The sequence below is a fragment of the Hymenobacter sp. BT491 genome, assembly GCF_014349165.1.
GTDB lineage: Bacteria > Bacteroidota > Bacteroidia > Cytophagales > Hymenobacteraceae > Hymenobacter > Hymenobacter jejuensis.
This window is the reverse complement of the sequence record NZ_JACSJJ010000004.1, coordinates 275,752-301,570: the sequence shown is the minus strand read 5'-3', so window position 1 is coordinate 301,570 and position 25,819 is coordinate 275,752. Positions and strand designations below refer to the sequence as shown.

Here is a 25,819-nt window from a genome sequence, read left to right as displayed (position 1 = left end):
AATAGCTAAATGGTTGATAACTAGGTGCCTACTCATTAGGGCACTGTTTTACGCCAGTTGTTTATTGCTCAGTCGTTTAGCCCCAAGCTCATGAAAACTCTGCGTCTGACCCTGGAAAGTTTCCGCTTTGCGTGGCAAGCTCTAAAATCGAATTTGTTGCGTACCATTCTTTCGCTGCTGGGCGTTACGGTGGGCATTTTTGCCATCATTGCCGTGTTTGCGGTGGTCGATTCGCTGGAAGCCAACGTGCGGCAGAGCATGAGCTTTGTAGGCGATAAAGTTATATACGTAGCCAAGTGGCCTTGGGCATTCGGGGGCGATTATCCTTGGTGGAAATATTTTAACCGGCCTGTACCTTCCGTGCGCGAGTTTCGGGAGCTGCAAAAGAACCTTGGTCCCAATAACAACGGCATTGCCATTTTTGCCAGCACCAGCGGCAATACTTTTAAAGCCGGAAGCAACAGCCTGTCAGACTGTAACTTCCAGGGCGTGACGTTTGACTTCCGCAAGGTGTCGGATGTGCCCATTGCTGAAGGTCGCTATTTTACACCTCAGGAAATTGAATCGGCCCGCAACGTAGCTGTGGTCGGGGCCGATATCGCACAAAACTTGTTTCCTAACGGTACAGCGCTGGGCCGCGAATTCAAATCGCGCGGTCAGAAGTTTATCGTGATCGGGGTGATGCAGAAAGAAGGCAAGAAATTGCTCGATACGCCCAGTAACGACACCAATTGCCTGATTCCGTTTACGTCCTTCACCAAAATGTTTGCCCTCAACACGGGCGGCATGACGGGGGTTACGCCGACTATCGCCGTCAAAGGCCGCGACGAAGATGCCGGCCTGCTCAACCTTGAGTACGAGCTGCAAGGCGTGCTGCGCAACATCCGCGGGCTAAAGCCGCGCGAGGAAGACAACTTTGCCCTGAACCGACCCGAAATGTTGGCCAACGCTATCACCAAGCTGTTTTCGGTAATCGGAGTTGCAGGCGCTGTGATCGGAAGCTTTGCCATGTTGGTAGGCGGTTTCGGTATCGCCAACATCATGTTTGTATCGGTGAAGGAACGTACCAACATCATCGGCATTCAAAAGTCATTGGGCGCCAAGAACTACTTTATCCTGTTCCAATTTTTGTTCGAGGCGATTTTCTTGTGCCTCATTGGTGGAGCGGCGGGCATTTTCCTGGTCTTTTTGATCACGATTATCCCTCAGGATTCCATGCCCTTGTTTCTGTCGGGCGGCAACATCGCGCTGGGGCTGACCGTGTCGGTTGTCATTGGGATGCTGGCGGGCATCATTCCGGCCGTATTGGCCGCCAACATGGACCCCGTAATCGCCATCCGATCGAAGTAGCAGTCAGCGCTTTTTCGCATCCCCGTTCGCTTCCCAAGGCAGTGTAATCCGCGGTCAATTATTTTCTCCGGACTTGTCAGAGTTGGGCGAAGTGCTATCTTGCACGCCCCGTATTCGTCGGCAAGCGAAAAAGCCGCTCCTTTCAAGGCCGAGCCCGGGTTTTATCTATTTTCTTTCAAAAAATTGCGTTCGCAACGCCGGCTACCGAAAAAACAGCCGGGTTTCGGGCGAAAAGTGCAGTGATCATGAGCAAACTTAAAAAAACAAGCAAGACCAAATTTTCCGACGAAACCTTAAATGCGGGCAGCGGCAAAACCATCGTTCAGCCTAATGTAAACGATAATAAAGCGCAGACTATCAGTGACTTGCGCGAGAAAGAGCACGGCGAGCGTACCACAGTGCTCGACGACGAGCAGCGCATCCGCAAAGCCTTCGTCGATAAGGACTGGAACGAGATCAAGATTGCCGACTCGTGGCAGATCTTCAAGGTGATGGCCGAGTTCGTAGAAGGTTTCGAGAAGATGGGCAAAATCGGCCCTTGCGTGTCCATTTTTGGCTCTGCCCGCACCAAGCCCGACAACCCTTATTACCAGATGGCCGAGGAAATTGCGGCCAAGCTGGTGCGCCACGGCTACGGCGTGATCACGGGTGGCGGCCCCGGCATCATGGAGGCGGGCAATAAAGGAGCCCGCTCGGAAGGCGGCCGTTCGGTAGGCCTCAACATCGAATTGCCCTTCGAGCAGTCGCATAATATCTACATCGACCCGGACAAAGTGATCAACTTCGATTACTTCTTCGTGCGCAAAGTAATGTTTGTGAAGTACGCACAGGGCTTCATCGGTATGCCCGGCGGCTTTGGCACCCTCGACGAGCTGTTTGAAGCCATCACGCTGATTCAGACCAAGAAAATCGGCCGTTTCCCCATCGTGCTGGTGGGCTCGCGCTACTGGAACGGCATGTTCAAGTGGATTGAAGAGATCATGCTGCACGAAGAAAGCAACATCTCTGCGGAGGACATGAACCTCGTTCAGATCGTGGACGATGCGGCTTCGGCGGTAAAAATTATCGACGATTTCTATTCCAAATACCTGCTTTCGCCCAACTTCTAAGCATACTGCTGAAGATCGACTGTACCGAAAAGCCGGACGTGCGTCCGGCTTTTTGCGTTCGTTGGTATTTGTTGAACCCTCTTGTTTGCATTATCTTTAAGGAGTTGCATTTCAAGAATTTGATTGTTGTGTAACATATTGATTAATAATTACATACAAAAAAATACCGATCAGGTAATGGAAGAAAATTTACAAGCTAATAAGACAAAGCAGGTGTACGTGGTTCCGCGGTGGGGTGGTTCGCCTTCCGACGACTGGTATCCGTGGTTGAAACAACAGTTGGAATCTTCTGCAGACGCGAACTATCAAGTGCATCTGCTAAACATGCCGGCATGGGATTTGCCGGTTATCGAGCGAGCCAATGAGCACTTGGCCAAGGTGTTGCCACCTGAAAAGCTGAACGGCAACGTGTATTTGGTGGGGCACAGCGTGGGCTGTTTGGCCATTCTGCACTATCTGGCTCAAGTGGCCGCGCAATATTCTAAGAATCCACCGCTAATTGGTGGTGTACTGTGTGTAGCGGGCTGGTTTTCAGTAGATAGCCCGTGGCAGGACATCCTCAACTGGATTCATGCGCCCATCGATTATGAGGCGGCCCGGCAATTGATTCCCGAAAACAAACTCACAGTGTTGCTTTCCGACGATGACCCTTATACATCGGGGTTTCAGGAAAACGAGCGTCTGTGGGTCGAGCGCCTGCATTCCAATGTTAGCATTTTGGCTGGCCGTCAGCACTTTAGCTCGCAGCTTGATTCAGATGTACTTGATGCGATCCGCGATCTGGCCGGCACCCTAACCGAGCCTGCTGATTCAGTACAGGTATAACGAATCTGCCCTACAAAGCACGCGTCCTGAACATTATACCGGGGCGCGTGCTTTTTTTGTCGCTGTGAACTACGATTGTGATTACCTGCTGGCCGGTGGTGGTGCGGCGGGCCTGAGTTTGGCATACTACCTAAGCTGCGAGCCGCGGCTGCGCGATAAGCGAGTAGTGATTATTGAGCCGCAGGCCAAAGACCAAAATGACCGCACATGGTCGTTTTGGGCCGATTCGCCAACGCCTTTCGACGGTATTGTGGCGCATGAATGGCAAAAACTGGCGTTTCGCAGCCCAGAGCTAGAGAAGGTATTCGACTTGGAGCGCTACCGCTACAAAATGATCCGGGGGCTGGATTTCTACCGTTTCGTGCGAAATGCGCTGGCCGATAACCCGCAGTTTGCCTTTGTGCAGGACACGGTTACAAGCATCCAAGATACGTCTGATGGTGTATTGGTTGGTACTGCAACGCGTAGTTATTCAGCGCGTTATGTTTTTGATAGTCGGCCACCGGAAATTACGCGGCGGCCCGATAAATACCGCTATCTCCTGCAGCATTTTGTGGGCTGGGAGATTGAGACAGACCGCGATGTATTCGATCCGACCACGGTTGAGTTTATGGATTTTCGGGGTGCGCAGGAGCAGGAAGCGCGGTTTATGTATGTGCTGCCATTTAGTAAGCGGCGGGCTTTAGTGGAGTACACCTTGTTCTCAGGCAGTATTCTTCAAAAGTGTGATTATGAAGAGTTTATAAAAAAATACCTGCGTGATACCCTGGGCTTAGAGCAGTATCGGATCGAGGCCGAAGAGATTGGCGCAATCCCGATGACCGATCACCCGCTGCCAGCTACTTCGGGCACACGTATCATCAATTTGGGTACGCGGGCCGGTCGTGCGAAACCCAGCACGGGCTATGCCTTCAAGCGCATTCAGGAGCATTCGGCACGGCTGGTGGCGGCACTGGCAGCTACCGGCGCGCCGCCCGCCGACCCCACAGGCGACCGGTGGCAATTTCGGCTGTTTGATACGCTATTGCTCGATATCATGCAGCGCCGCGGAGAAACGACGCGCGACCTTTTTACGGAGTTGTTTGCGCGCAACCCCGTCGAGCGCATTCTGGATTTTCTGGATGAGCGCACGTCGTGGGCTGAAAATCTGCAGGTTATGAACTCTGTCACACCTTGGCCTTTTCTGCGCTCCATTGGGCACGTGCTGCGCGGCCGGCCGGGGCAACGCAAGCTATGAGTAAGCAGCAAAGGCGCGAATCACATTGTAATTTTGCGCTTTGATGTTATCATCCGCGTTTTTGTTTCCTGACCTGTTGTTATTACTCCCATGACTGTCCCGTTCTTCACACGCCCTGCAACAGTTGCGGATATTCCGGCCTTGGTATCCTTAATAAATCAGGCTTACCGAGGCACGGAGGCCGGCTGGACGTCCGAAGGGCACTTGCTGGATGGCCCCCGGACCGATGCAGCATCCCTGACTGAACTCCTGCGAACCGGCACCATTTTAACCTTGCTGCACGCCGACGAGCTGGTGGGCTGCGTGTACGTGCAGCCTCAGGGTACGCGGCTGTATGTGGGCATGCTGGCCGTGTCGCCGGCGCGGCAGGCGCAGGGCCTCGGGCGCCAACTTTTGGGGGCCGCTAACGATTTTGCACGCCAGCACGCCTGCCAATTTCTGACGATGACTGTGCTAGAGGCCCGCCCCGATTTGCTGGCGTGGTACGAGCGGCATGGCTTTCAGCGCACTGGTCAGCCCGAACCGTTTCCTACCGATCACAATGCGGGCGTACCGCGGCAGCCGCTGGTGTTGCTACGCTTGGAAAAGCCAGTTACCGGCGCGGTAGAAGCTTAAATTCACCAATTATACAACTTTCTTATTGTCAGATAGTTATATAATAGCTTTCTAACGGAATAATGTAGGGAGTACGTGGCTAAACCTAGTAGCGCGGCAGGCTCTCTTCGCTTTCTAGGAAGGAGCGGGCAGCCTGCACTGTCGTAGGCGATAAGGCCTCCAGTTGTGGCCGCGGCTGCGAAAGATTCAGCAGGTACCCGGGCAGACTGGATAAGTTTTCAAGGTCGTGGGTGATGCACAGGACGGTTTTGCGCTGCTTCTGCACCCAAGTTTGCAGCAGGTCGAAAACGCGCCTGCGGTAGTACACATCGAGTTGCTGGGTGGGTTCGTCGAGCAGGTACAGGCTAGCATCCTGTAGGGCTAACTGAGCCAGCCACACCAATTGTTGCTCGCCGCCGGAAAGCAGAGTAAAGTCCTGGTCGATCAAGTGGGACGCCCCGACGCGCTCTAACGCCTCTTCTGCTAATGCGTAATCATCAGATTTATAAGAACTTAGAAAACGGTGGTGCCGAAAGCGCCCCATCACAACCAGTTCCCGCACCGTGATGGGAAAGCCCACGCTGCTGCGTTGCGGCAAGTACGCCAGTAGGCCCGTTTCGGCAGGGCGCCGCACCGTGCGCAAGTCCCGGCCTCTTATTCTTACGGTGCCTTCGTAGGGCAAACGCCCGGTAAGGGCTCGGAAAAGGGTGGTTTTGCCGCATCCGTTGTGCCCGACGATGGCTACAAATGCAGGCTCAGGCACCGCAAAAAAAAGGTTGCGAAGCAGAACGCGCTGTTCATACCCCGCAACCAAATTTTCAACCTCAAGAGGTGAGAGAGTAGCCATGCGAAATGCGAGCTCGTTCAAACTATAGTCCAGCAGAACGACATCGCACGGCTCATGTCTGACTTCTCACGTCTACAACTCAATATTCGTCCTCGTTGAACATGAAGTCTTCTTTGGTCGGGTAGTCCGGCCATACTTCCTCGATGTTTTCGTAGGGCTGGCCGTCATCTTCCAACGCCTGCAGGTTTTCGACAACTTCCATCGGGGCGCCCGAACGGATAGAGTAGTCGATCAATTCATCCTTGGTGGCAGGCCAGGGGGCGTCTTCCAGATACGAAGCAAGTTCCAGCGTCCAATACATAGTCGTGTGTGCTACAAAAAAAGGTTGGCAAAAGTATAATCTAGCAAGCAATAATCCGGCCGAGGCTCAGTATGACACAGCGGCAAGGTTATAGTTGCTTCAGCAGGACAACGTAAAATACAAATGAAGGTTGGGCTACGCAACTAAGCGCTTGCGTAACATTTCGATCAGTTCGTTTTTGGTACGAATTTTCCGCTCAAACGCCCTGATCTTGCCCTGGAGCATAGTTCGGAAGGCGTCGTTGCCGGGTGAGGAGCTTAGTTTGCCCAAGTTGTCCTCTAGCGCTTCCTGTTCCTGCCGGTCGTACTTGATGAAATCGCGGAGGGCTTGCACACGCACGTTTACCTGGTCTTCGGGCGTGCCCGGCTCGCTGCCGGTAGGCTGGCGCTTGCGAATAAAATGCTCTAACGAGCTGAGTTCGAATATTTTATCGCAGGCTAGCAGGAATTGCTCCCACACCCGATCCGATTCTTCGCCGCGCACGGGCCCGACTTTTTTCCAGGCCATTTGCAGTTCCTTGGCCTTCGCTACCGCTTCCGACATGGGCCGGTTAAGCAGGGCTTCGGCTTCGGCTACGAGCGCCCGTTTCCGCGACAGATTGTCCTCCATCTGGGTGTCGCGGCTGCTCTCGACGCGCTTGGTGCTGATGTGCTCTTTCAGGCGCTCGAAAAAGTGGTTGTGCGCCGCCCGAAAGCGCGTCCAGAGGTCGTTGGCTTGCTTGCGGGGCAGCGAGCCGCCTACCTCTTTCCAGTCTTGCTGCAGCTGCTTGAGCTTCTTGGTGGTGCCTTCAAAGTCCTCGGAGTTCTGCAACGATTCCGACTGTCGAATCAGATCCATGTACTTGTCTAACACACGGTTAGCCATAGCCTTCTTGTCGGCGAAGAAATCTTTCTTCTTCACCATAAAGTGGTCGATGGCTACGCGCAGGCGCGTTTCGAGCTCCTCGGTAAGCTGCTTGTCAACCGGCCCGGTTTTGATCCAGGTTTGGCGCAGTTCTTTGAGTTGCTCGGTGGCAGTCTGCCAATCAATCGTGTGTTGCAGCGCCTCGACTTCCTGAATCAGGCTGATCTTGGTGGCCAGGTTTTTCTCGCGGTTACGGGCAATGGTAACCTTGATGGATTCTTCGGCTTCAGTGAGGCGGCGGTGCAGGCTCTCGAAGTCGCCGAGGCCGTCGTAGGCGGCAATCTGCTCTTTCAGGTGCAGGGCCTTCATCAAAAAGGAGCCTTTGTTCTCCGACTCCTCGATCTTGGTGAGCAGCTCTTCTACTTTGCCCCGAAATACTTCAAAACGCTGTGCAAAATAGCGCAGCGAAGCTTCTTCCGATTCTTTTACTTGCCCAACCTGCCGCGCGGGCAAGTCCATAAACGGGCGAAGCCACACCTGGTCGCCCTCGATGTAGCCATAACGGCGGGCTTCGGCCAGCAAGTGGTCAGTTTGTTCCATAGTTAAGATAGGGCGGGGAGGAATAGGTGGCGAAATGGTTGTAAAGGAAGAAAACCTAGTGCAAGTTTACGTTTTGCAGCGGAAATTCGCTGCGTGGCCCGATCCTCGGCGGGCTCCGGAAACCAGCCCAAGCTGCCTACCTTTGGTCGAGGCAGAGCCGGGCGGCCTTGCGATTGAGCTTTCTGGGAAAGAGTTGGTTAACGGATTAGGCTACGGACGGCAGGCCCGCTCGGTTATGCAGAAGCCCGCGAAGGAGTTGGGTTAAAAGTGGAAAATTGTTAGAAATGACAGATTGACAATACGGTAAGCTCTAACCTAGAATACGAACGATCAAGACGCAAAATATAGTCTCTGGGCAAAGATGCAAATGCGCAGCGCGTACGCGGCCCGCCACCCGGTGTTTCTGACTTTCCAATAGACTGCTTTACCTTGCCGCCGGCTGCAGCGCCGCCTCCTTACACCTCACCAAAACCACCTTTTACCCTTCCCTATGAGCGATCAGACCATTATCTTCTCGATGGCCGGCGTGAGCAAAATCTTCCCGCCTCAGAAGCAAGTTCTCAAGAATATCTACCTGTCGTTTTTCTACGGCGCCAAAATCGGCGTGCTCGGCCTCAACGGCTCGGGTAAGTCGACGCTGCTGAAAATCATTGCCGGCGTCGACAAGCAGTTTCAGGGCGAAGTCGTGTTTTCGCCGGGCTACTCAGTGGGCTACCTCGAGCAGGAGCCGCACCTCGACCCCACCAAAACCGTGATGGAGATCGTGCAGGAGGGCGTGGCCGAAACTGTGGCGTTACTGAAGGAATTCGACGAAATCAACGAAGCCTTCGGCGACCCGGATGCCGATTTCGACAAGCTGCTCGAGCGCCAAGGCACCGTGCAGGAGCGCCTCGACCAACTCGACGCCTGGAACCTCGACAGCAAGTTGGAGCGCGCCATGGACGCTCTGCGCACCCCGCCCGGCGAGGCCGTTGTTGGCAACCTGTCGGGTGGTGAAAAGCGCCGCGTGGCTTTGTGTCGGTTGCTGTTGCAAGAGCCTGATGTACTGCTACTTGATGAACCTACTAACCACCTCGACGCCGAATCGGTGTTGTGGCTGGAGCAGCACTTGCAGCAGTACAAAGGCACCGTCATTGCCGTAACCCACGACCGCTACTTCCTCGACAACGTAGCCGGCTGGATTCTGGAATTGGACCGCGGCGAAGGCATTCCGTGGAAAGGCAACTATTCGTCGTGGCTTGAGCAGAAGGCCAACCGCTTGGCGCTGGAAGAAAAGACCGAGAGCAAGCGTCAGAAAACGTTGCAGCGCGAGCTGGAATGGGTGCGCATGTCGCCCAAAGCGCGCCAAGCCAAGAGCAAGGCGCGCGTGGCCGGCTACGACAAGATGGTGAATGAAGACGCCAAGGAGAAGGAGCAGAAGTTGGAATTGTTCATTCCAGACGGCCCACGCCTTGGTGGGCAAGTAATTGATGCTCAAGGACTTAAAAAAGGGTTTGGCGACAAGCTGTTGTTCGAAGATTTGTCCTTTTCACTGCCGCAGGGCGGTATTGTGGGCATTATCGGGCCCAACGGCGCGGGTAAGTCCACGTTATTCCGCCTGATTACCAACCAACTGAAGCCCGATGCCGGTACGTTCGAAGTCGGTGGCACAGTGCAAACGGCTTACGTCGATCAGCAGCACGAAACCCTCGACCCAAACAAAACGGTATTTGAAACCATCACGGGCGGCACCGAAACCATGTTGCTGGCCGGCCGACCCGTGAACTCGCGGGCTTATGTGTCGAAGTTTAACTTTTCGGGCGGCGACCAGGAAAAGAAAGTCGGTAGCCTTTCGGGCGGCGAGCGCAACCGCGTGCACTTGGCCATGACGTTGAAGCAAGGCGCCAACCTGCTGCTGCTCGACGAACCGACCAACGACTTGGACGTCAACGCGATCCGGGCTTTGGAAGATGCCCTAGAAAACTTTGCCGGCTGCGCCGTCATCATCTCGCACGATCGCTGGTTCCTCGACCGCTTGGCGACGCACATCCTGGCCTTCGAAGGCGACTCGGAAGTGACGTGGTTTGAAGGCAACTTCTCCGACTACGAAGAAGCCAAGAAGAAGCGCCTAGGCGACGTAGAGCCGAAGCGCGTGCGGTATAAGAAGTTGCAGTAGAAGTACTTATAAACAAACTCAAAAGGGCGCTTCTCACCGAGAGGCGCCCTTTTGCTTTGTTCACGCCAGGCTATTCGGGCGCTTCTTCCGGGCTCTTGGCCAGCGTTTTGGTCGTAGCCAAAAGGTCTTTGGCGGCGCCCACAATGGCTTTCGGATTCTTGGAAACGATGGCGCCGCCAAGCGCTACTACTGCCGTCGCGACTTTGATGATGTCCTTGACTTTATCAATGGTTTCGACCGCTTTCTTGGCTTTTGCAGTAGCCTCCGTGATGGTATCGAGGTCGTGCTGCATGTCATCCAGTGCAATGCCTACTGCGCTGGTTACCAGGCTGCTGGAATAGTTGAGTAAATCCCACTCAGTATCTTCGATGCGTTGCCTTTGGGCTGGAGTCAGGCTGGCCCAATTGGCAAATCGGAACACGCCCAGTTGGTGCGAAACGTCGAGAAATGCTTTGGCCAGGTCGCGGGCCTGGTCTGCTGAAATAGGCATGGCTACCGGGTTTTGGGGTTAAGACTGCAATTCGGCAAAGGCCTTGTAGAGCTTGCGCAGGTCTTGCGCGTACAGCTTCATCCGTTGACTCAAGGCTTTGCCTTTAAGCTGGCCCACGTTGCGCCGCAGTTCGGCGTGTCCCTTGCCTATCTGATCGAGAACTTGGGCATAGGTCTGCAGCTTCACGCGGCGTGCCCGGATCCGGGCCATGTGGTCTACTTCCACCACGCGGGCGAGCGGCTGCACTGCATCGGGGTCGGAAAGCGTGCCAGCAGCCGCTTTTATTTTCCCGAAATACTTCTCGACGGCAACCGAATCCTGATCGAGTGACAGACTAAAATCCTTGAGGACAATAGTTTGCAAGCCTTTGACTACGGTTTGAAGGCTGGCGTCGGTTTGCTCCACAATGGTTCGTATCTGACGCTGTCGCCAATGATCGGCCGCCGCCCGCAGCAGCACTTTCGCGATGGTGCCGGCGGCAGTTGCGGTTTCAGTGCTGATTGCCCGGTCGCCCTCCCCGATAAACTTCGCATCGGTAAGAGCGCCGGAAAGTCCTTCCAACTCCGCATCGACCACGGGAAGGTCATCGGCCGCCAAATCGCCCAAGGCGCTCATGTATTGCACCAGCACCGTTTGGGCGCCTTCCAATCGGGCCTGCTGGGCGGTACGAGCGCGGGTTATTTCGTCGAGGGTAGAGGCAAACCGGGCTGGCTGATAGAGCTTCTGTCGAGCTGGTGAGCCTACATAATCTGTTACAATCTGCTGATAATCAGCTGTGGCCGCCGAGGTTTTGGCGAACTCGCGCACGGCTTCCAGATTGGCACAGCTTGGCAGGAAGCCACTCAGTAGCCCAAACGCCAGCGCAATCCATCGGCTGCACAACGGGTAATTCGTCTTCTGTTTCATACAAAGCCATGAAAAGGTGACTGCCTGCGGGGTGGGGCGCTTTTTGAGTATCCAACTTGCTTCAGCGCTCCTCGTTGGGAGTGTCTGGTTTCGGGCCGAGGTTGCGGATGTTCACGAAGCGATTTAGCACATCAAACCAAAAGGGCGCTCCAACCATCATCGCTAGGCCGGTGAGCAGCCAACCAAATAACATCCAGATGATTACGCTCGTGTTTTTGTAATCGCCGTTGGCATCGCGGCGCTTCAAATCTTCGGGCAGGTTCGTCAGCTTGGCTTCGGCTTTGCGGTCGAAGGCTTGCCCAAACCCCATCGGCAGCCCGATTTTCTGCATGGCTAGCAATTCCTTGCGAAGCGTATCCACCGACTGGCGTGCCGTGACGGTGAACTCCGGTGGGGGCTGCGCTCCCGAGCCGGCCTGAGCGGGTGGCAGACCTACGCCCGGCGTCTCTACGGGCCGGGGCTCGGCGGCTCGGCTCTCGCCCAGCGTCACGAGCGTATTGCGGACGGCGGTATCGCGGGCAATGAATTTGGTCAAACGAATGGTATCCACGTCGCCAATAGTGGCCACCACTAACCCTGTGATTAGCAACCAGATACGATTGTCGCGCTTATACCAGCCAGTCAGGCGCAGGCAATATTCCTTGTACCAGTCTTCTAAGTTGGCTTGGAGTTGCTCGGCGGGCAAAACGGCACCTTGCGCGCTGGCCAGTAGCTTTTGCAGCAAGGCATCGAAACGGCTGCCCGCGCCACCCGGAGCCGTAGCCAAGCCGGCCGCAAACCGCGCCAGCGGTGGGCTGCCAGCCGGCGGCGCGGGCGCTTTTTCGCTTACCCAATTGATAATGGCCTGCGCAAACAACCGTTGGCTGACGTACGGAGGCCAGCGCTTGGGCCGGAGCATGAGCTGCGAAACCGTTGGGTCACTGTAAAGGCCATCAGTGTAAATCGGCCCGATAGATTGCACCAGATGGCTGTGCAGGTAGTTGCCCCGGTAGTTGAAATAGCCGGCCCAGAGTTCGTTGATAGAAAGCGTTATCTGGCTGAATACCAAATAGATGAAGATGAGCGAAATGGCTATTTCAAGAATTGGATAATTCAGCATACCTACGCTCGGCGACAGATTCGACTACTGCGCTAAACGTGAGGAACATAGGGCCAGCGCGCCTCAGTGCCAGCACTGAATCTTAGGCGGTTACCCAGCCTTCGCGTACGGCCTGCACCACCAGCCCAACCAGCGTTTTGGCGCCCGCCTTTTGCAGCAGTGCCCGCCGATGGCTTTCCACGGTGCGCACGCTCAGGCACAGCCGATCGGCGATTTCGCGGTTGCAGCAATCGGCTACTACGAGGCGGAGCACATCCAACTCTCGAACGCTGAAAGCAGTGCCGGGCTGCTCGCGACGGCCGGTCGGTTGTGCAGTCGGGAAGCTGCTCGGGCTTTCGTTCCGAATCAGAAGCGCGTGCACGGCCGTAACTACTTCAGTAGGAGTGGCATGGCGGCAAAGCAGGGTGTATCCGGTTTGGGTGAGGTGCTGGCGCAGGGCTGGCTGCAACCGCTGGCCGGTAAGCAGCAGCATCGGCACCCGCGGGTATAGCAGGCGCAGGTGAGCCAGCACCACCGGAGGAATTGGGCCCAGCAGGGGAAGGTCGAGGATGGCTAAGTTGTAGCCCCCGGCTTTCAGCAACTCGGGCAGGCGGGCCGGGTCAGGAGTGAGAGTGATGGAAAGGTCGGGCCAAGTGTCGCGCAGCGTAAACAACAAGCCTTGGCGGTGCAGGGTGGGCGCTGCCGCAATAAGCGCAGCTTTGGAAGAAGTGAGCATAGAACTGTATCGATAAAATAGAATAATGGGAAGAAGACCAGAATAAACCGAAAGCAATAGGAGTGATACGGTAATCGGGGCGGGTATAATTTGCTGCTGACCCGTAAGAATTGGCAGCAGCTACTCAATGTAATCTTCATTTTTAACTATATAAGTAATTGTATATCAATGCCCCTATGCAATCGAGCAACAAGGTCTTTTCGCTTACTAACAAACCTTTGTGATCTTTGCAACTGCTTATTTCTTGTGGCCACGTCGTACGAATAGGGCACTGGCGCCACGCGATGCAAAACATTTTGCCTGCTTTCGTGTCCCACTTAGTTAAAGGACTTGTGGCCAGGCTGTATTACTAGCGTCATGCTTTATATTTTTCGGGTAATACTTCTTGGCATTCTGCTGGTTGCAGCGAATACGAGTTATGCCCAAGTCGATACTGTGGCGGCTGCTTCTGGGCGTCAGGCAACTGTGGATGCGGCCCAACGCGATTTGGCCGATGTTATTCATGGACTGGTTCCGCGGTTGCATCCCGTCAACCGTGATACGCTGGCGTTGCAGGAAGGGCACAAGTTTGTGGCCGTCATTCCCACCTTAGGCTACACGCTCCAGACCCGCGGCTTGGTACAAGTGGCCACCAGCGTTGCGTTTCACGAGCCCCAGGCCAATATGTCGACAATTGTGGCAGCCCTGTCGGTGACGCAAAACAAGCAGTTGCTGCTGAATGCTACCTCGTCGATCTGGGGGCAAGACAACGGCGTCAACTGGGTAGGCGATTGGCGCGTGATGCACTACCCCCAGAGCACCTACGGCTTAGGCATGCACACTTCCACCAGCCGGGCAGTGCTCATGGATTATGAGTATCTGCGTGTGTATCAGAACGTTCTGCGGAAACTGAAAACGAGTTTCTATGTGGGCTTGGGCTATCAGCTGGATTACCACTGGAACATCGACAGCCACACCGTTCAGCAGGAGGTGTACCAGATTTCGGACTACCATCACGGGGTGCGCGGCTCCACGGTCTCGTCGGGCGTATCGCTGAACTTGCTCTATAACAGCCGCGAAAACGCGATCAACCCCGACGGCGGCACCTACGTGAACCTGCTGGTGCGCCCCAACCTGCAGGTGCTGGGCAGCAATACCAACTTCCAAACGCTGCTGCTGGATGCGCGCCACTACCTGCACCTTCGCCCGAAGTCGAAAAATATTCTGGCCTTATGGTCGTACAATGCCCTGACGCTGCACGGCACGCCGCCCTTCCTGGATTTGCCCAGTACGGGCTGGGACACCTACAACAACTTGGGGCGTGGCTTTATTCAGGGGCGTTTTCGGGGCAAAAACCTGCTGTACGGCGAAGCCGAATATCGTTTCGGCATTACACACAACCGGCTGCTGGGCGGGGTGGTGTTTACCAACGTGCAAACGGTGTCGGAGCCGTCGGCGTCGGCTTGGCGTTTCGATAAGGTCGCGCCGGCCGCCGGGCTGGGCTTGCGCCTCAACATGAACAAGTTATCGCGAACCAACTTGGCCGTCGACTATGGCTTTGGCAGCGACGGCTCGCGGGCGTTGTCGTTCAACGTAGGCGAAGTATTCTGACCCAGGCTGGGGGAGGGGCGCCTCTTCATTGCCTATCTTTAGCACTTAACCCCGTGCCGTATGCTGACTTTGCCCTCCGAGGAATACCTCCAGATCGTATTTCGGTCTGATTTGAATGTGCTGGTGGGGCGGTGGATGCGGCAGACAACCCCCTCCGAGATGCAGCAAGGCTACCACGACCTGCTCGATGTAGCCGTGAGCCAGAACTGTCGGCGGTGGCTGGTGGATGTGCGCCGCCGCGACCACGCCAACCAAGATGGAACGCCTTGGATGCAGCAAACTTTTTTTCCGCAGTTGGCGCCGCGCCTGGGCAGCAAAGTAAGCCTAGCCTACCTGTTTGCCCCCAGCCACCTCAACGATTTGGAAGCGGATGCCACCGTGCCGCCCCTTACCTACTTCGACGGACGGCCTTACCGTGTGCAACGCTTCGTGGAAGAACATATAGCCATGAGCTGGCTGGACAATTGCCGGCTGGAAGAGCAGCACGAACTCAGCCAGAGCGCCATCATGTAACCCCAAGCAGCCGCTCTGCCCGAGGCGAAGAAAGCGGCTGCTTAGGATAATATATAACTACCTCGCAATGTGATAGTTATATACTAGGTCGATTAGATAAAAGTCGCGCGAAACGTAGGGGCCGTTCGGTGCTTGGATGCCTGCTCGTAAGCGTAGCCAAGTGCCAAGATCTCTGCCTCTTGGTAGGCTCGGCCCACAAACGAAATGCCTACGGGTAAGCCATATACTTGGCCCATCGGCACAGTGAGGTGCGGGTAGCCGGCAATGGCAGCCGGCGTCGAAAAGTCAAGGCCCGTGGAGTAGTCGCCGTTGATAAGGTCGATGCAGGCGGCTGGCCCGGACGTGATGCCGATGATGGCGTCCAACTTGTTGTCTTTCATGGCGTTATCAAGCACGCGGCGAGCGGTGCTTACCTCTTTTTGCAGCGCCTGCTGGTACTCTTTGCTCTTGAGGTCACCTTTCTTCTCGGCCATTTCCAGGATTTCCTGCTTGAAGTAAGGCATGGCCTTGGGCTCGTTTTTTTGGTTGAAAGCGATCACGTCGGCCAGCGTTTTCACCGGCGCGTTGGCCGTGGCCAAGTACTTGTTTACGCCGTCCTTAAACTCGTAGAGCAGCACCGTGAATTCGGCTTCGCCAATGGCACTGATCGGCTTCACAATATCCACTTCCACCACGGTGGCGCCTTGGCTTTTTAGCAGTTCCAGCGCCTTTTTGAAGACGGGAATTGCTTGGTGATTGCCCTGCACATGCGACTTTTCTACGCCGATGCGCTTGCCTTGCAACGCGTTGTTAGTCAGTAGCTTCGTGTAGTCAGTCTGCGCTTTGCCGGTGCTTTCCTTCGTAATGGCATCCTCAGGATCGACGCCCGTGAGTGCGCCAAGCAGAATGGCCGCGTCGCGGACGGTACGGGTCATGGGGCCAGCCGTATCCTGGGTGGCCGAAATCGGGATAATGCCGCTCCGGCTCAGCAATCCCACCGTGGGCTTGAGGCCCACAATGCCGCTCGACGACGAGGGCGACACCACCGAGCCGTCGGTTTCGGTACCGATGGCCACCGCGCACAGGTTGGCTGACACCGCCACGCCCGAACCCGCGCTAGAGCCGCTGGGCGTTCGGTCGAGCACGTAGGCGTTTTTGGTCTGGCCGCCGCGCCCGCTCCAGCCGCTCGTAGAATGTGTGGAGCGGAAGTTGGCCCATTCACTGAGGTTGGTTTTGCCCAGCAGCACCGCGCCCGCATCACGTAACTTCTTGACAATGAAGGCGTCTTTCGTGGCTTTGTGCCCCACTAGCGCCAATGCGCCGGCCGTGGTCATCATCTTATCGCCGCTGTCGATGTTGTCTTTGATGAGCACCGGAATGCCGTGCAGCGGCCCGCGCACCTTGCCGTTTTTGCGCTCCTGGTCCAGCGAGTCGGCAATGGTGAGAGCGTCGGGGTTAAGCTCGATAACCGAGTGCAACTGCGGCCCACCCTTGTCGATGGCCTCGATGCGCTTGAGGTAATGTTCGGTAAGGGCGCGCGCGGTGTAGGCGCCACTGCGCATCTTGTCCTGCAACTCGTTGATGGTCAGCTCGTCAAGCTCGAATTTCTCAGGCTTTCTAGAAGGCGTATCGGCAGCAGCGGCATCTTTTTGCTCGGGGGCGCCGGAGCCGCAAGCGCTAAGGGAAAGGGTAGAGAGCGCCAGGCCAGCCAGGGAGCCATTCCGTAAAAAGATTCTTCGGTTCATCGGTCTTTTTTTGTGAGTAAGATAGAAAGATCTTCCCCTCCTACCGATCGGTTCAGGTGCTGGTTTTGGTAATCTTGCGCTATACTTGTTAAAATTCAGCCGCGGGTCCATTTCCCCGCCTTTCCTCCATGAGCACAGACACGCAAAAGCTAGCCATTTTCCGGGAAACCGAACAGAAGCTTAAGCAACAGGGCTTCAACATCGACCGGCAAGATCAAACCCGGCCCTGGGGTGGGTTCTTTGTGATCAGCGAAGACCAGGCCCCTGCCTTTGCCGACACCTATTTCAACGGCCTGCCCGTCGAGCAGCTCCGGATTGCCGGCAAACTCAGCCCCAAAATCCTGATTGTAGCGCCCGAGAAGCGGCTTTCGTGGCAATACCATCACCGCCGCGCCGAGGTGTGGAAAGTGCTGCAAGGCCCCGTGGGCGTCGTAACCAGCCCAACCGACGAAGAAGGCACCGTGCGGACTTACCAGCCCGGCGAATTAATCACGCTGAAGCAGGGCGAGCGCCATCGGTTGGTCGGCCTCAACGACTGGGGCGTGCTGGCCGAAATCTGGCAGCACACCGACGCCCAAAATCCATCCAACGAGGATGACATAGTGCGGGTACAGGATGACTTTGGTAGATAACAGGTTGGTTTATAGCTATTTATAAAAAGACCCCGTATCCGCCGATACGGGGTCTGTGGCTTTTAGGGTAAGTCCTCGGTGCTACATAGCTACACAATGGCCTTTTCCGTGGTGGCTTCGACGGGCATGGGCTCGCGGCGCTTGCCGATGATGTAGCGCAGGCCTTTGTCGTTGCTGAAGTAGCTAAACGTCCAGCTAAGCAACACAAACAGCCGGTTGCGGAAACCGATCAGCGAGATCAAGTGCACAAACGTCCACATCAGCCACGCCAGGAAACCCTGCGTGCGGTAATCCTTGCCCATTAGTTTCACGTCGGCCACGGCGAGGTTGCGGCCGATGGTGGCCATGGCGCCTTTGTCGTGGTAGTGGAAGGGCTGAAGCGGCTGCTTGGCCAGGAGGCGGGCGAAGTTCTGCCCCAACAGATGTCCTTGCTGGATAGCGGGTTGCGCCACCATCGGGTGCCCTTCGGGCGTGGCCGGAGTAATCATGGCGGCAATGTCGCCGAGGGCGAAAATGTTCTCATAGCCAGCCACGCGGTTATATTCATCTACCTGGTAGCGGCCGCCTTTCAGCAGGCTTTCTTTGCGAATGCCGTCGATGGGTGCGCCCGCCACGCCGGCGGCCCAAATCAGGGTGCGCGTGATGAGCGTTTCGCCGGTATTGAGCGTGACCGTGTAGCCGTCGTACGACTTCACGCGCCGGTCCAGGATCACGTTGACGCCGTAGTTGCGCAGGTATTCCAATGATTTCTGCGCGGCTTCTTCCGACATGCCTTTCAGCAGCGACGGCCCGCTTTGCACCAGATGAATATCCATCTGCTTGAAATCCAGTTCTTTGTAGTCTTTGGGGAAAACGTGCTTGCGCAGCTCGCTCAGCGCCCCCGCAATTTCGACGCCCGTGGGGCCGCCGCCCACAATCACGAAGTCGAGCAGGCTGTTCATCTGCTCCTCGTCGCCGAGTTGCAGGGCCTTTTCGAAGTTCGACAGCACCGTGTTGCGCAGCTCGATGGCGTCTTCCACGCTCTTGATGGCGATGGAGTTGCGCTGCATCTGCTCGTCGCCGAAATAGTTGGTAGTGGCCCCGGTCGCAACAACCAAGTAATCGTATTTGACCAAGCCAATGGACGTTTCGACCACTTGCGCCACCGTGTCTACGCGTTGTACCTCGGCCAGCCGGAAGTAGAAATTGGCCTGCTCGTCCATGATTTTGCGAAACGGCGACACAATATCGTCCGGGCTGAGGCCGGCTGTGGCGACCTGGTAGAGCAGCGGCTGAAACGTGTGGTAGTTCTGCTTGTCGATCAGAATCACCTGCATATCGACGTGCCGCAGGGCTTTGACCAGCTCCAGGCCGCCAAAGCCGCCGCCCACAATCACAACGCGCGGTTTTCCCAAGTCTTCTATTTTGGCCAAACCTTCCATGGCAACAGGTAAATAAGTGAAGTAAAGCGCAGCAACGGCGGCCCGCGGCTTTGGTACAGCGCGGCGCCGCAACCCTCTACGCAGCAAACGCCTCCGATGGTGCAGGCCGCTGGCAGAGAGTTGCGAAGTTGCTGGGCTGCCACGCAAAAAGCCAGCTGAAAGTTACTTGTGGAGTCGCCGAGTAGAAAAACGAGTAAATAGGTAATCCATTAATAATTAGATACTTATGTTGGGGCGAGCACGTCTCTGAAACGGCTGCCAAGAACTACCGTATTCGCAAGAGCAATTATACTTTGTCCTATGCTTGATTTTGCGGCTTTGTTCCAGCCCTTGGCCGAGCGCGGTCATCTGCTGTATTTTGCCTACGAGCTACAGGCCCGGCAGGTGCAGTACGTGAGCGCGGCCTACGAGCGCCTGTTGGGCGGTAAGGTCGAACGCGTAAACGAGGAGCTGCCTGGTCTGCTGGCGCGGCTGCATCCCGACGATCAGGAACACGCCGCCAATTTGTTTGCCCAAGTCGTGGCCGGTGAACTGGTGGAAGATGCCAAATTGCGGCTGCAAGGCCCCAACGACACAACGCAGTGGTTGTGTGTTACGGCCGATCTCGTGCAAGTTTCTGACAATAAGAAGTTTATAGCGGGGCATATTCAGGACATTACCAAAACCCGCCAGTACATCGACAACGCCGACAACTTCAACGCGAAGAAAAACGCCACCCTGGAAATCCTGTCGCATGACTTGGCGGGCCCGTTTAACTTGGTGCAACAGCTGGCCGAATACGCCAGCGAAAAAGCGGAGGTTCTGCACGACAACCACCTGAACGAATTGTTGCGCATCATTCAGGTGACCTGCCGCGACAGCGTCAACCTTATTCAGGATTTCGTCGACAACGAGTTCATGGAGTCGGCCAACGTGGAGCTGCGCCGCGAGCGCACCGACTTGGTCGAGTCGTTGCGCGCGGTGCTGGAGGAATACCAGAAATCGGAACAGAACATCGCCAAGCACTTCGAGTTTCGGGCACCGGCCAACCCAATTTATCTGGAGCTGGACAACAACAAGTTTATGCAGGCCATCAACAACCTGATTTCCAACTCGATAAAATTTACGCCCGATGGCGGTCGCATCGAATTAAGCGTGGCCCAGCCCGATCAGGAATACGCCCTCGTGACCGTGTCGGACAACGGCGTCGGGATTCCGCCCAAGTACCAGCCCGTGTTGTTTGAAAAGTTTACCAAAGCGCGGCGGCCGGGCCTGCGGGGCGAAAAGTCGACGGGCTTGGGCATGTCCATCATCAAAACCATCGTCGAGCTGCACCAAGGCCGCATCTGGTTTGAAAGCGCCGAAAACCGCGGCACAACGTTTTATATCAAATTGCCGATCAATGTAAGTAATTGATTTACAATTAATGTGTGTAGTCGGCAAGCGGCTTGAGTAATATTCGCGGGGCGGGTAAGTCCGTTTGCCCGTGGCGCCGTACTAGCTATATCAAGATTCAATCTTCTTACTCTCCTGCTTGCGACGTTGTGTTTTGGTCCGACGGACCGGCGTCGGCAGTTGGCTTTACCTCCGCATCCTTTGGCTACTCCACCCGATACGCCCGTTGCTCCGTCCTCCCGCATCGCTATTTACGGGGCGCTGGCCGCCAATCTGGCCATCGCGATCATCAAATTTGTGGCCGCAGCCGCCACGGGTAGCTCGGCAATGCTCTCGGAAGGCATTCATTCGGTGGTAGATACGGCCAACGAGTGGCTGCTGCTGCTGGGCCTGAACAAAAGTCAGCGCCCTGCCAACGACCACCGCCCTTTTGGGTACGGGCGCGAGCTGTACTTCTGGTCGTTCATTGTCTCCATCCTGATTTTTTCCATTGGCGGCGGCATTTCCCTGTACGAAGGGGTTGAGCACCTGCGGCATCCTTCGCCCCTCAGCGACCCCACTTGGAATTATGTGGTGCTGGGCTTGGCTTTTCTGTTCGATGGCTCGTCGTTTCTGCTGGCCCTGCGCACCTTTAATGCCCAGCGCGGCGACCGCTCGTTCTGGTCGGCCTTTCGGCGCAGCAAGGACCCCTCCACCTTCGTAGTGCTCTTCGAAGATGCCGCCGACCTGCTCGGCCTCATCGTTGCTTTTCTGGGAGTGCTGCTGAGCCATCTCCTGCACAACACCGCCCTGGATGGCATTGCCTCCATAGTTATCGGCCTGATTCTGATTGTGATAGCGGTGTTGCTCATTCGCGAAAGCAAAAGCCTACTGCTGGGCGAACCCGCCGAGCCTGCCCTCCGCGCGCAGGTCGCCGCCCTCGCTCGTGCCGACGAAGCCGTGGTTTCGGCCGCCGACCCCATGACTTCCTACCTTGGCCCGCAGGAGTTGTTGGTGGTGCTTGAGGTCGCGTTTCACCCCGAATACTCGGCTACGCAAGTCACCGAGGCCGTCAATCGCCTGCAAGCTGCCATCCGGAACCAATACCCGGAGATCAAGCACGTGTTCGTTCAGCCTGCTTTTCTGACCGTTGATGAAGCTAAGTCCGAGAATTCGTAAATTTTGCCCTCTTCTGTCCTGCCTTTTGTAGGTTGTCGATCACCCCGTAAGCCCACCCCGCATGAAAAGAATACTGGTTTTTTTCCTGACTTGCCTGGCGTTGGCGGCGCAGGCCCAGCGTCCTTCGCCCCGGCAGCTGTATCCGGGCTTGTTTGAAGCGGTGCAGCTGGCGCACGTCTACCCCGACAACAAAACGTTTGTGGATGCCCTGCCCAAGCAAAGCCCGGCGCAGATTATGAAAGCCTATGCCGAGCAAAAAGGCAAACCGGATTTCGACCTGCGGCAGTTTGTGCAGGCTTATTTTACAGCACCGGCCGCCGCTAACGGTCAGTATAAGAGCAATATAACTGGTGGCATCCGTCGGCACGTCGACACACTCTGGACCGTGTTGCAGCGCCGCCAGGACGATACCGCCGCCCTGCGCTACTCGTCGTTGCTGCCGCTGCCGCACCCCTACATTGTGCCCGGCGGCCGGTTCCGCGAGGTGTACTACTGGGATTCGTACTTCACGATGTTGGGCTTGAAGGAAAGCAAGCGGACGCCGGTCATCCGCAACATGGTCGATAACTTCGCCTACCTCATCGACAAGCTGGGCTTTATCCCGAACGGCAACCGCACGTACTACCTCACGCGTTCGCAGCCGCCGTTTTTCGCCCTGATGGTCAATCTGTTGGCGCAGGACGAAGGTGAAAAAACGCTGCTGCGCTACCAGCCACAATTGCTGAAAGAATACGCGTACTGGATGGCCGGCGCCGACTCGCTGGCCCCCGGCGGCATGCGCCTTCGCGCGGTGCGCATGCCCGGCGGCGAAGTCCTGAATCGGTACTGGGATACCAGCGACCAACCCCGCGAAGAGTCGTATGCCGACGACGTGACCAATGCTAAGTCGAGCCCGCAGCCGCCTGCCGAATTCTATCGCAACGTGCGCGCCGCCGCCGCTTCCGGTTGGGATTTCAGCACCCGTTGGATGGGCCCTTCCGGCAAGCTGGGCACCATTCAAACGACGTCCATTGTGCCCGTCGACTTGAATTGCCTGCTCTACGCCCTGGAAAATACGATTGCCAAGACTTACCAGATTCAGGGCAACGCACAGCGAGTCAAGGTTTTCCAGAGTCGTGCTCAACAGCGCAAGAAGGCCATTCTGGCTTACTGCTGGGATGAGAAAGTCGGCTGGTTCGTCGATTACAACCTCAAGTTGAAACAGCGTTCGCCTGTCTACTCGCTGGCCGGGGCGTACCCACTAAGCTTCGAAATTGCTACGCCCACGCAGGCCACGCGGGCCGCTACGTACATGAAGGCCAACTTCCTGAAGCCCGGCGGCTTGGTCACGACAGCCAACACTAGCGGGCAGCAATGGGACGCCCCCAACGCGTGGGCCCCGTTGCAATGGATGGCTGTCGATGGCCTGGAGCACTACAACCAGCGCGAACTAGCCCGCACCGTTGCCACCCGCTGGATCGATTTGAACGTCAGTGTGTTCCAACAAACAGGCAAGCTGATGGAGAAATACAATGTACTGGATACCCACTTAAAAGCCGGCGGCGGCGAATATCCGCTTCAGGATGGTTTCGGCTGGACCAACGGCGTGCTACTCAAGATGATGGACCAATACAAGGTAGAGTAGTTGCTGACTCAACGCCTTGATTATTAATGATTTAAAGCTAAAAAAACTGACTCCCTTCCTTTTTTAAGGAGGGGAGCCAGTTTTTTTAGCTTTAAATCAGTTACAGATTCGTCATCCAGGCTTTGCGCAGCGCCAGTTGTGCCGGCGTGGCGTTGGGCATTGGGGTAAAGCTGTAGCGCTTCACCTCGTCTTGCTCTTGCAAGTGGTAGCGGATCTTCTTTTCGGCGCTGTCGTGGCGGATGGTCAGTTCTACTTCCTGGCCGGGCTTGCTGGCTTTCACCTGGCCCAACGTCTGCATGGCGTTGTTCAGCGTTACGGCATTGCCCTGATACGCAACGAGTTGGTCTCCGTCGGAGATGCCGCTGGCTTTGAGGGGTGCGCCTACCTGTGTGAACGTCAGTTGGCCGTCGCGGGGCATAAAGCCTGTGCCCAGCGTAGCCAATTTACGGCCCGTGTGCAGCACCGGCGTATACTGAATCCCGACTTTCCCAAAGTACTCGGCCAGGGGCAGGGGCTCGGCATTCTGGATGTAGCGCTTGAGGAAATCGCCGATCTCCGGATACGTCATTTGAGTCAGTTCCTGGAAGAACGTTTTCTCGCTGAAGGGCTTGTTAGGACCGTATTTCTTGGTCAGTTCCAGAACCACTTCGCGCAGGCCACGCTTGCCACCCGAAAGCTCCAACAACCGCAGGTCGAGCAGGGCGGCCGTGAGGGCGCCGCGCTGGTAGATGTTGCCGTACTGCTTTTGGCCTTCGTCGGAGAACGAGTTAAGGCCTAGCTTGCTAAGCGAATACGTGGTGTCAGCCTGCAGATGGTCGTAGGCGACTTTGCTACTCATCTGGGCGAGGTATTCGTCCAGCGACATGAGGCCGCCGCGGAGCTGCATCATATCCGAAGCCCACTCGGTCGTGCCTTCATACAACCAAAGGTGCTCAGAGCCAGTAGGTTGCACGAAGTTGAAGTGCTCAATGATTTCGGAGTGGATGTTTAGCGGCGTCACCACATGGAAAAACTCGTGGGCTGCGGTGCTGGTGATGCTGGCCGCTTTTTCGGGCGTCAGCGGCGACTCGTTCACCACGTATTCCGAACTGTAGGAATGCTCCCAGGCACCGGCGTTGCGGTCTTCGAAATGATAGAGGAACGTGTAGCGCTTGACGGGCAGCTGTACCAAAAACTTTTGGGCCGCTTGCAGCATCTGCTGCATGTTTTGCAACAGCGGCTCGGCCTTGATCAGGTCCGTTTTGGAGTAGCTATACAGGGCTACTTCGGCGTCGCCGAGCTTGGTGCTGGCTTCCGTGAGGCGGCCCAGCAACATCGGCGAATCAACGGCCTGGTCGTAGCTTTTGGCGTTGTAGTAGCCTTGGGCATCGGCGGTGAGCGGCGTCCCGATTTTCCAATCTTTCGGGTAGTTCAGCTTGATGCGCAGGGGTTTATCCTGAAAGCCTTTCACGTAACCGTAGAGGCACTGGCCGTTGAGCAGGGCGTGATCCTGCTCCAACGACGAGCCGCACATCAGATACACGCGGTGCTCTTTGATGGGCGAATCCCAGGTCTCGGCGATGGTGTAACGGATTTCGTGCGTTTTGTCGGGCTTGGCGAGCTGCCACTGGTTGGTCGATAACTGCTTAACTTCCAGGGGCTTGCCTTTTTTATCAAACGCCTCAAACTTGCTCACGAAGCGGCCAATGTCCATGACCTGATACGTGCCCGGCGCGGTAGCCGCAAACTGGTAGATGTTCTGGTCTTTCTTGAGCTTGGGCAGCTCCAGCTTCACCCGAAATTCGTTGGTAGACACCGCAGGGTCGATGTCCACGGTGTAGGTCATGGCTTTTTGCGCTTGAGTGGGCGCAGCCGCCGTCAGTAAGCCGGCCAACAAGCTCAGGCTAACAAGTGATTTCATAAACTTAAAAAAGGAGAGAGAAGGTGGGGAACAGCATGCAGAATAGGATGCAAAAAACTGGCCGACGTTGCGCGACGCAGCCGACCTTTGCCAGAGCGAAGTTCTGGACTTTTTCCTTGTTGTTATAACTAATTGATAATCAGATATTTATTAGGTATTTAAATCCGGGCTTAATCGCACAGCGTGGGCTTTTCGGGCTGGCGGGCAAACTCAAACAGGGTGCGCAGCTGCGAGACCGTAACGCGGTCGACGGACAGCGGCAAGGCCGTGATTTCGCTTTCGTGCACCCACCGGCAGCCGGAGGTTTCGGCGGTATTGGCGAGCACTTCGCCGCCGGTTATGTGGCAAAGGATGAAGCACTTGTAGATGTACCACGGCTCGGGTTTGGGGTGCGGATGCAGGCGCTTGTCGAAGAGGGCCAGCAGGCGCACGGCTTGGGTATGCAGGCCGGTTTCTTCGTAGGCTTCCTTCACAGCGGTTTCAGAAGGCGAATAGCCGATGTCGGCCCAGCCGCCGGGCAGCGTCCAGCGATCGCCGTCGATCTTCTCCTGCACCATCAGAATTTCATCAGTGCCCCGAAACAGCACGGCGCGCACATCGACCTTGGGCGTCTGGTAGCCGGTTTCAGAGGCAAATAAGGCCGTGAGCTTTTCGACGGGCTCGTCGGTGAGCCGGGCCATGATCTCCACGCTCAGAGCCCGCAACTCTTCGTAGCGCTCGGTGTCGTAAAGGTTGTGGCTGTAAGCAAGGCCCGCCTGCGCCAGCGATTGCAGGCGTTGGGCAATGGAAAGCCAGTCGGTGTTCTGCATAAA

Annotated in this window: 23 protein-coding genes; 12 read left to right on the top strand and 11 right to left on the bottom strand. The window is 56.1% G+C overall.

The features are described from left to right. Positions 1–90: 90 nt before the first annotated feature. The 5 genes from H9I52_RS18015 to H9I52_RS17995 all read left to right on the top strand — a co-directional run bounded on the left by H9I52_RS18015 (position 91) and on the right by H9I52_RS17995 (position 5,136). Positions 91–1,350, top strand: a complete 1,260-nt coding sequence (locus H9I52_RS18015) for an ABC transporter permease (protein WP_139515098.1) — start codon at positions 91–93, stop codon at positions 1,348–1,350. A 245-nt stretch (positions 1,351–1,595) separates the two neighbouring features. Continuing rightward, positions 1,596–2,459, top strand: coding sequence for a TIGR00730 family Rossman fold protein (locus tag H9I52_RS18010; RefSeq protein WP_139515097.1), 864 nt, complete (start codon positions 1,596–1,598; stop codon positions 2,457–2,459). 177 nt (positions 2,460–2,636) lie between these two features. Next, complete coding sequence (locus tag H9I52_RS18005) at positions 2,637–3,284, top strand: RBBP9/YdeN family alpha/beta hydrolase (protein WP_187455014.1); 648 nt, start codon at positions 2,637–2,639, stop codon at positions 3,282–3,284. A gap of 64 nt (positions 3,285–3,348) precedes the next feature. Further along, positions 3,349–4,521, top strand: a complete 1,173-nt coding sequence (locus H9I52_RS18000; RefSeq protein ID WP_187455013.1) for a lycopene cyclase family protein — start codon at positions 3,349–3,351, stop codon at positions 4,519–4,521. A 90-nt stretch (positions 4,522–4,611) separates the two neighbouring features. Next, positions 4,612–5,136, top strand: coding sequence for a GNAT family N-acetyltransferase (locus H9I52_RS17995; RefSeq protein WP_187455012.1), 525 nt, complete (start codon positions 4,612–4,614; stop codon positions 5,134–5,136). Positions 5,137–5,221: 85 nt separating this feature from the next. On the opposite strand, the gene H9I52_RS17990 is transcribed toward H9I52_RS17995, so the two are convergent. From H9I52_RS17990 to H9I52_RS17980, 3 genes are all read right to left on the bottom strand, one after another. After that, positions 5,222–5,962 (bottom strand): ABC transporter ATP-binding protein, encoded by a 741-nt coding sequence (locus H9I52_RS17990; protein WP_187455011.1) that lies wholly within the window; start codon positions 5,960–5,962, stop codon positions 5,222–5,224. A 79-nt stretch (positions 5,963–6,041) separates the two neighbouring features. Next, positions 6,042–6,263 (bottom strand): DUF2795 domain-containing protein, encoded by a 222-nt coding sequence (locus tag H9I52_RS17985; RefSeq protein ID WP_019948259.1) that lies wholly within the window; start codon positions 6,261–6,263, stop codon positions 6,042–6,044. A gap of 135 nt (positions 6,264–6,398) precedes the next feature. After that, on the bottom strand, positions 6,399–7,706 hold the full coding sequence (locus H9I52_RS17980) for a DUF349 domain-containing protein (protein ID WP_139515092.1): 1,308 nt from the start codon (positions 7,704–7,706) through the stop codon (positions 6,399–6,401). Between the two features lie 490 nt (positions 7,707–8,196). Here H9I52_RS17980 and ettA point away from each other — a divergent pair, with 490 nt between their 5' ends. After that, positions 8,197–9,861 carry an energy-dependent translational throttle protein EttA gene (ettA, locus tag H9I52_RS17975; protein WP_187455010.1) on the top strand — a complete coding sequence of 555 codons (1,665 nt, stop codon included), beginning with the start codon at positions 8,197–8,199 and terminating at the stop codon, positions 9,859–9,861. 70 nt (positions 9,862–9,931) lie between these two features. Here the strand turns inward: ettA and H9I52_RS17970 are convergent, their stop codons facing one another. The 4 genes from H9I52_RS17970 to H9I52_RS17955 form a co-directional block, all read right to left on the bottom strand. After that, positions 9,932–10,351 carry a hypothetical protein gene (locus tag H9I52_RS17970; RefSeq protein ID WP_187455009.1) on the bottom strand — a complete coding sequence of 140 codons (420 nt, stop codon included), beginning with the start codon at positions 10,349–10,351 and terminating at the stop codon, positions 9,932–9,934. Positions 10,352–10,369: 18 nt separating this feature from the next. Next, on the bottom strand, positions 10,370–11,257 hold the full coding sequence (locus H9I52_RS17965) for a hypothetical protein (protein ID WP_187455008.1): 888 nt from the start codon (positions 11,255–11,257) through the stop codon (positions 10,370–10,372). Between the two features lie 61 nt (positions 11,258–11,318). After that, positions 11,319–12,356, bottom strand: a complete 1,038-nt coding sequence (locus tag H9I52_RS17960; protein ID WP_187455007.1) for a hypothetical protein — start codon at positions 12,354–12,356, stop codon at positions 11,319–11,321. An 82-nt stretch (positions 12,357–12,438) separates the two neighbouring features. Beyond that, positions 12,439–13,071 carry a helix-turn-helix transcriptional regulator gene (locus H9I52_RS17955; protein WP_187455006.1) on the bottom strand — a complete coding sequence of 211 codons (633 nt, stop codon included), beginning with the start codon at positions 13,069–13,071 and terminating at the stop codon, positions 12,439–12,441. 357 nt (positions 13,072–13,428) lie between these two features. Between H9I52_RS17955 and H9I52_RS17950 the strand changes: the two genes are divergently transcribed. Both H9I52_RS17950 and H9I52_RS17945 read left to right on the top strand, forming a co-directional pair. After that, on the top strand, positions 13,429–14,661 hold the full coding sequence (locus tag H9I52_RS17950) for a BamA/TamA family outer membrane protein (RefSeq protein ID WP_139515086.1): 1,233 nt from the start codon (positions 13,429–13,431) through the stop codon (positions 14,659–14,661). A gap of 60 nt (positions 14,662–14,721) precedes the next feature. Further along, entirely contained in the window at positions 14,722–15,174 is a 453-nt protein-coding gene (locus tag H9I52_RS17945) for a hypothetical protein (RefSeq protein ID WP_187455005.1), read from the top strand. Positions 15,175–15,266: 92 nt separating this feature from the next. On the opposite strand, the gene H9I52_RS17940 is transcribed toward H9I52_RS17945, so the two are convergent. Further along, positions 15,267–16,898, bottom strand: a complete 1,632-nt coding sequence (locus H9I52_RS17940) for an amidase (protein ID WP_187455004.1) — start codon at positions 16,896–16,898, stop codon at positions 15,267–15,269. 128 nt (positions 16,899–17,026) lie between these two features. On the opposite strand from H9I52_RS17940, the gene H9I52_RS17935 reads away from it, so the two are divergent. Beyond that, positions 17,027–17,530 carry a phosphoheptose isomerase gene (locus tag H9I52_RS17935; protein ID WP_187455003.1) on the top strand — a complete coding sequence of 168 codons (504 nt, stop codon included), beginning with the start codon at positions 17,027–17,029 and terminating at the stop codon, positions 17,528–17,530. Between the two features lie 89 nt (positions 17,531–17,619). Here H9I52_RS17935 and H9I52_RS17930 read toward each other — a convergent pair whose 3' ends face one another. After that, the gene (locus H9I52_RS17930; protein ID WP_139515081.1) at positions 17,620–18,951 is read right to left on the bottom strand and encodes an NAD(P)/FAD-dependent oxidoreductase; all 1,332 of its coding nucleotides are present in this window, start codon (positions 18,949–18,951) and stop codon (positions 17,620–17,622) included. A 300-nt stretch (positions 18,952–19,251) separates the two neighbouring features. On the opposite strand from H9I52_RS17930, the gene H9I52_RS17925 reads away from it, so the two are divergent. From H9I52_RS17925 to treA, 3 genes are all read left to right on the top strand, one after another. After that, positions 19,252–20,346 (top strand): ATP-binding protein, encoded by a 1,095-nt coding sequence (locus H9I52_RS17925; RefSeq protein WP_187455002.1) that lies wholly within the window; start codon positions 19,252–19,254, stop codon positions 20,344–20,346. Between the two features lie 180 nt (positions 20,347–20,526). Then, positions 20,527–21,483: a cation diffusion facilitator family transporter gene (locus H9I52_RS17920; RefSeq protein ID WP_187455001.1), complete on the top strand. Its 957-nt coding sequence runs from the start codon at positions 20,527–20,529 to the stop codon at positions 21,481–21,483. Positions 21,484–21,544: 61 nt separating this feature from the next. Further along, positions 21,545–23,107 carry an alpha,alpha-trehalase TreA gene (gene treA / locus H9I52_RS17915; protein ID WP_187455000.1) on the top strand — a complete coding sequence of 521 codons (1,563 nt, stop codon included), beginning with the start codon at positions 21,545–21,547 and terminating at the stop codon, positions 23,105–23,107. 100 nt (positions 23,108–23,207) lie between these two features. Here treA and H9I52_RS17910 read toward each other — a convergent pair whose 3' ends face one another. Both H9I52_RS17910 and H9I52_RS17905 read right to left on the bottom strand, forming a co-directional pair. Further along, positions 23,208–25,007, bottom strand: a complete 1,800-nt coding sequence (locus H9I52_RS17910; RefSeq protein WP_187454999.1) for a peptidase — start codon at positions 25,005–25,007, stop codon at positions 23,208–23,210. A gap of 170 nt (positions 25,008–25,177) precedes the next feature. Continuing rightward, positions 25,178–25,816 (bottom strand): NUDIX hydrolase, encoded by a 639-nt coding sequence (locus tag H9I52_RS17905; RefSeq protein ID WP_187454998.1) that lies wholly within the window; start codon positions 25,814–25,816, stop codon positions 25,178–25,180. Between the last annotated feature and the right edge of the window lie 3 nt (positions 25,817–25,819).